The 8,754-nt window shown below is 38.5% G+C and carries 8 protein-coding genes and 1 rRNA gene; 4 read left to right on the top strand and 5 right to left on the bottom strand.

From position 1 onward, the window contains the following. Window positions 1-75: ribosomal RNA gene (gene rrf, locus KVT27_RS27565) — 5S ribosomal RNA — on the top strand; the annotation flags it as partial. Between the two features lie 44 nt (window positions 76-119). Here the strand turns inward: rrf and KVT27_RS20505 are convergent. From KVT27_RS20505 to KVT27_RS20485, 5 genes are all read right to left on the bottom strand, one after another. Beyond that, complete coding sequence (locus KVT27_RS20505; protein ID WP_036121001.1) at window positions 120-1,571, bottom strand: alanine/glycine:cation symporter family protein; 1,452 nt, start codon at window positions 1,569-1,571, stop codon at window positions 120-122. 275 nt (window positions 1,572-1,846) lie between these two features. Further along, window positions 1,847-3,067 (bottom strand): NAD(P)/FAD-dependent oxidoreductase, encoded by a 1,221-nt coding sequence (locus tag KVT27_RS20500; protein WP_217581845.1) that lies wholly within the window; start codon window positions 3,065-3,067, stop codon window positions 1,847-1,849. After that, a complete protein-coding gene (locus KVT27_RS20495) occupies window positions 3,057-3,398 on the bottom strand; it encodes a (2Fe-2S)-binding protein (protein WP_036120995.1) in 342 nt (113 codons plus the stop codon). Before KVT27_RS20495 ends, KVT27_RS20500 begins: the two co-directional genes overlap by 11 nt. Further along, window positions 3,398-3,664: a (2Fe-2S)-binding protein gene (locus KVT27_RS20490; RefSeq protein WP_036120992.1), complete on the bottom strand. Its 267-nt coding sequence runs from the start codon at window positions 3,662-3,664 to the stop codon at window positions 3,398-3,400. The genes KVT27_RS20495 and KVT27_RS20490 overlap by 1 nt, the downstream gene beginning before the upstream one ends. Window positions 3,665-3,804: 140 nt before the next feature. Further along, window positions 3,805-5,511: a sigma-54 interaction domain-containing protein gene (locus KVT27_RS20485; RefSeq protein WP_254636213.1), complete on the bottom strand. Its 1,707-nt coding sequence runs from the start codon at window positions 5,509-5,511 to the stop codon at window positions 3,805-3,807. Window positions 5,512-5,663: 152 nt separating this feature from the next. On the opposite strand from KVT27_RS20485, the gene KVT27_RS20480 reads away from it, so the two are divergent. The 3 genes from KVT27_RS20480 to KVT27_RS20470 are packed head-to-tail and all read left to right on the top strand — an operon-like array spanning window position 5,664 to window position 8,746. After that, the gene (locus tag KVT27_RS20480; protein WP_217581844.1) at window positions 5,664-6,845 is read left to right on the top strand and encodes an NAD(P)/FAD-dependent oxidoreductase; all 1,182 of its coding nucleotides are present in this window, start codon (window positions 5,664-5,666) and stop codon (window positions 6,843-6,845) included. Continuing rightward, entirely contained in the window at window positions 6,842-7,861 is a 1,020-nt protein-coding gene (locus KVT27_RS20475) for a proline racemase family protein (protein WP_036145826.1), read from the top strand. Before KVT27_RS20480 ends, KVT27_RS20475 begins: the two co-directional genes overlap by 4 nt. A gap of 12 nt (window positions 7,862-7,873) precedes the next feature. Beyond that, window positions 7,874-8,746: a proline racemase family protein gene (locus tag KVT27_RS20470; RefSeq protein ID WP_217581843.1), complete on the top strand. Its 873-nt coding sequence runs from the start codon at window positions 7,874-7,876 to the stop codon at window positions 8,744-8,746. Window positions 8,747-8,754 lie beyond the last annotated feature (8 nt).

The following is an 8,754-nucleotide window of genomic DNA, read 5'->3' as shown; positions in this document are numbered from 1 at the left end:
GAACACGGAAGTTAAGCTCTTTAGCGCCGATGGTAGTTGGGGGCTTCCCCCTGTGAGAGTAGGACGTCGCTAGGCAATAAAAACAGTCAGCTGTGTGCTGACTGTTTTTTTATTTCTATTCATTTCTTTTTATGCTTATTGCTATATTCTATCCAGAACTCAGCATTTTTAATACCAGCTTCTCTTGGATCAAAAATAGGATCGAGGCCAGCCTTTTTTTGTCGATCATAATCTTGTAAAACTCGAATCGCTGGTTTCGTTAATAATACAATAGCAATAAAGTTCAAATAACTCATACTCCCAAATCCAATGTCTCCAAGACCCCACATAAGACTGACAGATTGAACACTTCCAACATAAACAACTAGTAAGAAGATTACTTTTAATACTAATTTTAAAAACGGGAAGCGAAGCTTTTTATCTAAATATACAATAGTTGTCTCTGCAATATAATAATATGCCATTAAAGTAGTGAATGCGAAGAGGAAAATTGCTATAGCTACGAATCCACTTCCAAAATCATTAAATACTGTAGATACTGCTGCTTGTGTATAAGCAGTACCTGCTACAACGCCTGGTATATTTTCAACTAACGGTGTCGTTGTTCCAGGAGGAGTAACATTATACATACCTGTTATGAGAATCATTAAAGCTGTAGCCGTACAGACAATAATTGTATCAATATAGATGGAAAACCCTTGGACTAAACCTTGTTTAGCTGGATGAGATACTTCAGCAGCAGCAGAACTAAATGTTGCTTCTCCTGCTCCAGCTACGTTTGAAAATACCGAGCGTCTTACACCCCAGGCGATGGCAGTCCCCACTATACCTCCAAAAATTGCATTTGTACCAAAGGCACTTGTCAGTATAAGTTTAACCATATCTGGAATTTCACTTACATTCGCTCCTAATATAATGAGTGTTAAAATTACATAGGCAAGTGCCATAATTGGCACAACTTTATCTGCAACACGTGCTATGCGTTTTACACCGCCGAATATGATTAATCCCAAAAGAATAACGATTAGGGCACCTGTGATAAAGGGTGGAATATGAAAAGCCGTATTAAATGAAGTGGCAATTGTGTTCGCCTGGATTCCCGGTACTAGAACACCATATGAAAGACAGATAACAAACGCAACAAATATAGCAAAACCCTTTAGTCTTAAACCCTTTTCGATATAGTATGGAGAACCACCACGATACTGATCATCAGCCTTTTCTTTATATAATTGGGCAAGTGTTGATTCAATAAATGCACTTGCACCCCCTAGAAATGCCATAACACCCATCCAAAATACTGCGCCTGGTCCACCAGCAGCAATTGCCGTAGCCACTCCTGCGATATTGCCAACACCAACTCGCCCAGACAATGCCATACAAAACGCTTGGAATGATGAGATTCCTTCTTTTGACTCTTTACGTTCACGTAATAATCGAATCATCTCAGGGATATAACGAAATTGAACAGCTTTTGTTAGGACGGTAAAGTAAAGACCTACCCCTAATGCTAAGTATACAAGTGCATTTCCCCAAATATAATCGACCAATGTATTAACGATTGTCTCCATAGATGTTTCCCCCTTTTTTCTTAAATCAAAATCCTAATTATCACTCTAAAATTTGTGTACTATACATCACCAGCAATCATCTCCTCACGCGAATTATGCCTGCCATATGAATGAGTTGTGTATAAGGCTTTTGTTTAGACATATGTTTAAATGGCGGAAGCCTCCCTTCATGATTTTAAAGCTCACCCTATGTATTGCATGTTTTATGCCATAAAGCAAAAAAGCCTTTTACTCATGAAGATGAGAAAAAGACTTTTACACTTTCATATAGTTTTTTAATGAATAGTAAGAGACCCAACAGTTTCATTCCAAATTTGTTTCATCTGCTGACGACCAGCTAAAATTTCTGGATGAAATTGAATATGTGCAGTGGCTCTTGTTTTTTCAACAGCTTGGATGGCAAGCTTAATATCATGATTGGATGCTCCTCCATTGAGGCGTTGAGCAATTGTAAGTGCTGCAACTTCCCCCTGCGCTAATGCTACCTTGGCTCCTTCAATTCCTGTAATATTTCCAGCTACATACAATCCCTCTAAATTAGTTTCCATTTGTTCATTATGCAAAGGAATGAACCCACCTAATTGTTCGATATAATGAAATGGACAACCTGCTACAGAAGCAAGCTCTGCTAGAGGGTAAAGGCCACCGGCGATACAAATAAAATCAGCTTTGATACGTTGTTCGCTACCTTTCACAATAGAGCCGTCTGTATTCACAGTTGCTAAAACGACCCCTTCGACCTGATCTTTACCTACGATTTCAATAACCGCTTTACGCAACATAATAGGTATACCCCACATTTTTACACCATTTTTAGGATAAAAGGTAATACCGAGTTTTTTCATAAAGTCATTTTTTATGAATTTGCTACCCATCTTAACAAAAGGGGAGGGAGCCATATGAGCTACATGCAATAATGAGTTCATAACTTCTAAGGGATTGCTATTCCCTTCTGTTAACAAGTTAGCAGGGGGTAATGTAATAGCGGCTACCTGAACCCCTGCTAATTGTAATTCCATGGCAATAGCTGAAGAAAGCACATTAACTCCGACAATGACGCCACGTTTACCTGGCTTCACACGATGCACATTTGTCATAACTTGTGCTGCTCCAACAGACATTACCCCTGGTAGCGTCCAACCTGGAATTGGGAAAGGCGATTCGGCAGCTCCAGTAGCTAGTAGCAGATGTTGGGTGCGAAATACACCTTTGGTTGTATGGATGATCCACATTTCATCTATTTTTTCTAAGTCGGATACACTGGTTTGTAATAAAAACTCAACATGGACTGCTTTAGCACGTGCTACTAAACGTTCAGATTCTACAATGCCATTCCACCATGTTCCTGGCTTTTCTTCATATAATTGTCCCAGTAATCGACCTCCTGCATATAAATATTCATCGATAACAAGGACTGCAATATTTTTTTCCGCTAATGTAATGGCCGCCGCAAGCCCAGCAGGACCAGCCCCAATAATAACTACTTTATTGTTCATGATTCTTCCTCCAGTCTCTTACTGTCGTAGGAAGTGTCTGTCCACTTTTTACAACCATCCCATCTGAGAGAGGGGTTAAGCATGCTCGTTCGCCCTCTAAGCCATTTACAGTGACACGGCATTCAAAACAATGTCCAATATTACAATAAATACCTCGAGGCTGCCCAGTTTCTTCGTGCAAACGTAAAGTCCGTATTCCTTGTGCTAGCAAGGCAGCCGCTAGAGACTCACCTTGGTAACCTTCAAACTCATGATCGTCAAAAGTAAAGGTCACTTTTTCTCTTTGTATTATGTTCCCTAAAATGGGGTGATTTAATATACGTTCTGTCATCAGTTAACCTCCCCTAAGTCGGAGAATCGTACTGGTCGAATAGGGGCTTGATGTTTTAATGAAACTTCATCATTTTTACGAGGATGATGAAGATTGGCAATTGTATCTACCATAGTACGGCATGTACGACCGCCACAATAGCCCATACCTGCACGCGTTCGTAATTTCAGTTCTCGTGCAGAGCACTTATATTTTGATGCGCTTTCAACTAATTCATCGTAACTAATTTCTTCACAACGGCATACAATTATAGATTTATTTTGCATAGTTCCACCTCTACTATAAAAAATACTTAACATAGTACATAATGCAAAAATTATGCCAAAGAAAAGAAAATAGCTACGAAAAGTAAATCTAGGTGGATGCGATAGATGTGTATAGAAATATTGACATCTATTCAAAGAAATTAGACATCTATGTTTAATTTGTTTAATCGGTTGTATAAAGTGGCACGAGTAATACCTAAAATTTTAGCGCATGTTTTTTTATTACCATTTACTTTAGCAAGCTGGTCTAATATTATTTCTCGTTCATAATGCTCAAGCTGATGGTGGAGCCCTGTCCCTAGAGGAAACTCCCTCTTAACGTCCAATGTTTCATCTTTTGGCATCACCGCTAAAATATCAGTAGGGAGATCTTCCATATGAATGGCACCCTCATCAGAAAAAACAACGAGTCGCTCGATAACATTCGATAACTCACGTACATTGCCTGGCCAGTGGTATTTTAAAAGAACATTTGCTATTTCAGTTGGGATACCTTGAATAGGTCGATTATATTTAATCGACTTTTCATATAAGAAGTAATTGCTTATTTCTAATATATCTGATGCCCGTTCTCTAAGAGGGGGGACTGTGAAATTCACTACATTCAGTCGATAATATAAATCTTCTCTAAATTTGCCTTCTGCCACTAATTGCTTCAAATCTCTATTAGTAGCTGCTACTAAATTAAATTCGACGTCCATTTCCTTTGTACCGCCAACTGTATAAAAAGTTTTTTCCTGAAGCAGTCGTAAAATCTTGACTTGCATGTCTAGCGGCATCTCACCAATTTCATCTAAAAATAAAGTACCCCCACGTGCAAGCTCCACTTTACCTTTTTTTCCCTTTTGATGGGCGCCAGAAAAAGCTCCTTTTTCATAGCCAAAAATCTCACTTTCAAACAGACCGCTTGGAATGGCCCCGCAATTGATAGCAACAAAGGGTGCCTCAGACTTTTCTCGAATAGCGTGAACTGCACGTGCAAACAGTTCTTTACCAACGCCACTCTCTCCGTAAATTAAAATATTTGCCTCGGTTTCTGCGACCTTTTTTACTTTTTCTAATACTTCTTTAAGCTTTGGACTATTACCACGAATAAGGGTGAATGGGTCAAAGGCTAGGCCATTCGTATTCATCTGTTTCTCTAAATTTAACAATTTCTCAGAGGTAATATGAAGCTCTTCGTTTAATTTTTTGACATGGGTAATATCTGTTTCAGCAACCACCGCTCCAATTGTCTTATCCTGCAGCATAACAGGATTAGAGTTAATCATGACGACGAGATCCTCCCGCGGAAAATGCTGCTGTTGATAGACAGATTTTCTATGCTGTAAAGTATGTAAAATTTCTAGTTGATCTTCTTTGAAAAAGTGAGTGATTGGCTTACCGATAATATTTTCTCCGGATACTGAAAAAATGCTTTCAGCTCCTTTCGTCCAATAAATAACATTTTGTTCAGCATCTATGACCGTACATGATTCATTAATAGTATTTAATATGGCTTGTAAATAAGCATTTCCGCATTCTAATTCATAGGCAAGGTCGTATGCTAAGGACTCTCTCCATAAATATCCTAAATATTGCTTTTCATCATTACAAACTAGTAAAAATTCGTAGTCCTTCATATATTCAATGGCGATTTTAAGCGGGCAATTCGACTGGATGGTAAGACAGGCAACATAGTGAACATCATTTTTCCTTTTACCGCGAATTGCTCCATAGGGTTTATTATTTTCTATCACAAAATATTGTTTGCTGACATCGTTTATTTTGGACACAATGTCGTCAGTAGTTGTAATAGCAAAGTTACGTTTTACTATTTTATTCATTATTAAATGATATGGATGCAAGATAAGCCCCCCTCATTGTTCATTTGTCCAATTATTTTGAATAATATAAATAATTTTGACATATAGTGCCTAGTTTATCAAACAAATTCGAGTTTGATAGATTGGCATGTTTTTTGCATCATACAGTCATGAATAGAAAGGAGGAGGGAGATATGAAGAAATCCCATCATGATATCGTAATTATTGGCGGTGGCATTATTGGTGGAGCAATAGCTTATTATTGCGCAAAGGCTGACTTAGATATCACAATACTTGAAAAAAACGAACTTGCGAGTGGGACTTCTTCTCGTTGTGATGGCAATATTTTAGCTATTGATAAAGATCCTGGCTTCGACAGTCAAATGTCTTTAGTCAGTCAAAGATTGGTTCATGAACTAAATAGAGAATTAGATATGAGCTTTGAATACCGAAATCCGGGCAGCATCCTTGTTTGTGAAAGTGAGCTAGAGATGGAGGCTGCACAACAATGGGTTAATCGCCAACAAGAGGCGGGGTTAGATTTTACGATGTTAGATCGTGAGGATTTGCGGAACGAATCAAAATACTTCGCAGATGACTTATACGGTGGATTGGAATGTAAAACTGATTCAACAGTGAACCCATACATGCTGACATTTTCTATGTTTCATTCAGCTGAACAGTTAGGGGCAAAGATAAAAAAACAAACAGAGGTCAAGCGTATTAAAAAACAGCCAGATCATACATTTTTACTTGAAACGAATGACGGATGGATAATCGCCAATAAAGTCATTAATGCATGCGGAATTTGGGCACCATTTATTGGACAAATGCTTGGTATTGATATTCCCATTAAACCTCGCAAAGGTCATATACTGGTCGCATCACGTCAGCAACCAGTTGGGCTAAGAAAAGTTATGGAATTTGGTTATTTAATTTCAAAGTTTGGTGGAGAGCGTAAGGTGGATGCGGATATTGAAAAATATGGAGTAGCCTTAGTGTTTGAACCGACAGAGGCACAGAATTTTTTAATAGGGAGTAGTCGTGAATTTGTAGGCTTTGACACGAGGGTGAATCATGATGTGGCAAAAATGATTGCTAGACGTGCAGTGCGTTTCTATCCAAAAATTGCTGATATGTCGATTATTCGTACATATGCAGGATTAAGACCATGGACAGAAGATCACTTACCTATTATTTGTGAAGTAGAAGAAATACCTGGCTTCTATATTGCAGCGGGTCATGAAGGAGATGGCATTAGCTTAGCTGCAGTTACCGGAAAGCTTATCCAAGAATTACTCCAGCACAAAGATACATGTATTCCTACTGAACCGGTTCATCTTAGTCGTTTTCAGAAAGGAGTCCTTCATAAATGAATTTTCAAAAGCTATTTACGACGATTGATACTCATACGGGTGGAAATCCAACACGTTCATTAATAAGTGGTATGCCCAAGCTTGAAGGCAAAACTATGTCAGAAAAAATGTTATTTATGCAAGAAAACTATGACTGGATTCGAAAATTTCTTATGAATGAGCCACGAGGACATAGCGTAATGTCAGGCGTTATCATTACAGATCCTTGCCACCCCGAAGCCGATATTGGCGTGATTTATATAGAAACAGGTGGTTATTTACCAATGTGTGGACATGACACAATAGGGGTTTGTACAGCACTAATTGAAGCAAATTTAATAGAGGTCATTACACCCTATACAAACATAAAATTGGACACACCTGCAGGTTTAATTGATGTACAAATTAAAGTGGATGATGGAGTAGCGAAGGAAGTGACCTTTAAAAACGTACCATCCTTTTTATTAAAAACGATTGAAATCAATGATGCTGAGCTAGGTGTAGTGGAATGTGAAATAGCGTATGGAGGGAACTTTTACGGCATTATTGATGCTAGAAAAATCAATCTAGACTTAGCTGTAGACAACTCGACGAAGATTATTAACACGGCTATTCGCCTCCGCAATACTGTAAATGCTAAGGAGGATATTGTCCATCCTGAATTCTCATTTATCCGTGGGCTTACACATATTGAGTTTTATACAGATCCAGTTAACCCATCTGCAGATTTAAAAAATACAGTTGTTGTTCCGCCAGGAGGAATTGACCGTTCTCCTTGTGGCACTGGTACATCTGCCAAAATTGCTACACTCTACTCAAAAAATAAGCTCGATCTCCATGAGTCCTTCGTTTATGAAAGTATTGTGGGGACAATGTTTAAAGCACGTGTATTAGAAGAAGTAACAATTAGTGGTTTAACAGCTGTTATTCCGGAGGTAACAGGATCAGCATGGGTAATGGGGATGCATCGTTTCTTTTACAATGATCAGGACCCACTAAAAGAGGGCTATTTGATGATTCCGCCAATGGATCACTAAGGGAGGATAAACATGAATTTTCATAAGTCTTTTCAAACGATAGATACACAAGTAGTGGGAGAAGCCTTTCGCATCATAGTGCAATCCCCAATCATGCTTATGCATGAAGATATTTTGGAAGCGGATCATCAGTTAAATACACAATTTGAAGATACAAAACAACAGCTTTTGAATGAGCCACGAGGACACCGTGGAATGAATGGCTGCCTTGTTTTACCATCCGCTATTGCTTCTTATCGCTTATTATTTTTCCAGCATGCAGCTTCTACAAATTTTAAGTATGAGGCACTTGTAGCCACGATGACAGCATTGATTGAGCAAGGAACAATAGAACTCTCAAAAAATAATACTTACTCTATTGAAACAGTCAAAGGCGTCTATGAAGCCCACGTCAAACTTTCTGAAAAGAGAGATGCCGTATTATCCGTTCATTTAATAGTGAAGCCAGCACATTTAGAAGGTGAGCAAATCATTATTGATAATGAACGACGCTACATGGTGGTCGAAAAGCCACGGCAAATTAAAGCCATTGTTTTAGAAGAATTAGCAGAAATCAGTACGTGGGGATTACTAGAAAGGGAGAAATATAGTAAGGCAGATGGGGTCATTATGTATGAACAGTTACATGGCTCTGTCAGGTCTGTTACCTTTGAACGAGATGGCTATATATTACGTTCACCCGGTGTAGACAGTACACTGGCGTTAATAGCAGTTTTAGGGGAAGAAGCTGTCAAAAAAAATGACAGTATTTTTGGTAGCAGCATTGGAATTATACAAAAGCATGAAGCTGGCTACGAAATTGCATTAACAGGTTATATCACAGGAATCCATCAATTTGTAGTGGATCGTGAAGATCCTTTGCAGCGTGGATTTATCATTGTGTAATAAAAGAA

Source organism: Lysinibacillus sp. GbtcB16 (assembly GCF_019091145.1).
Classification (GTDB): Bacteria; Bacillota; Bacilli; order Bacillales_A; family Planococcaceae; genus Lysinibacillus; species Lysinibacillus fusiformis.
Note: the sequence above shows the minus strand (reverse complement) of the source record. Positions and strands in the feature narration are given on the sequence as shown.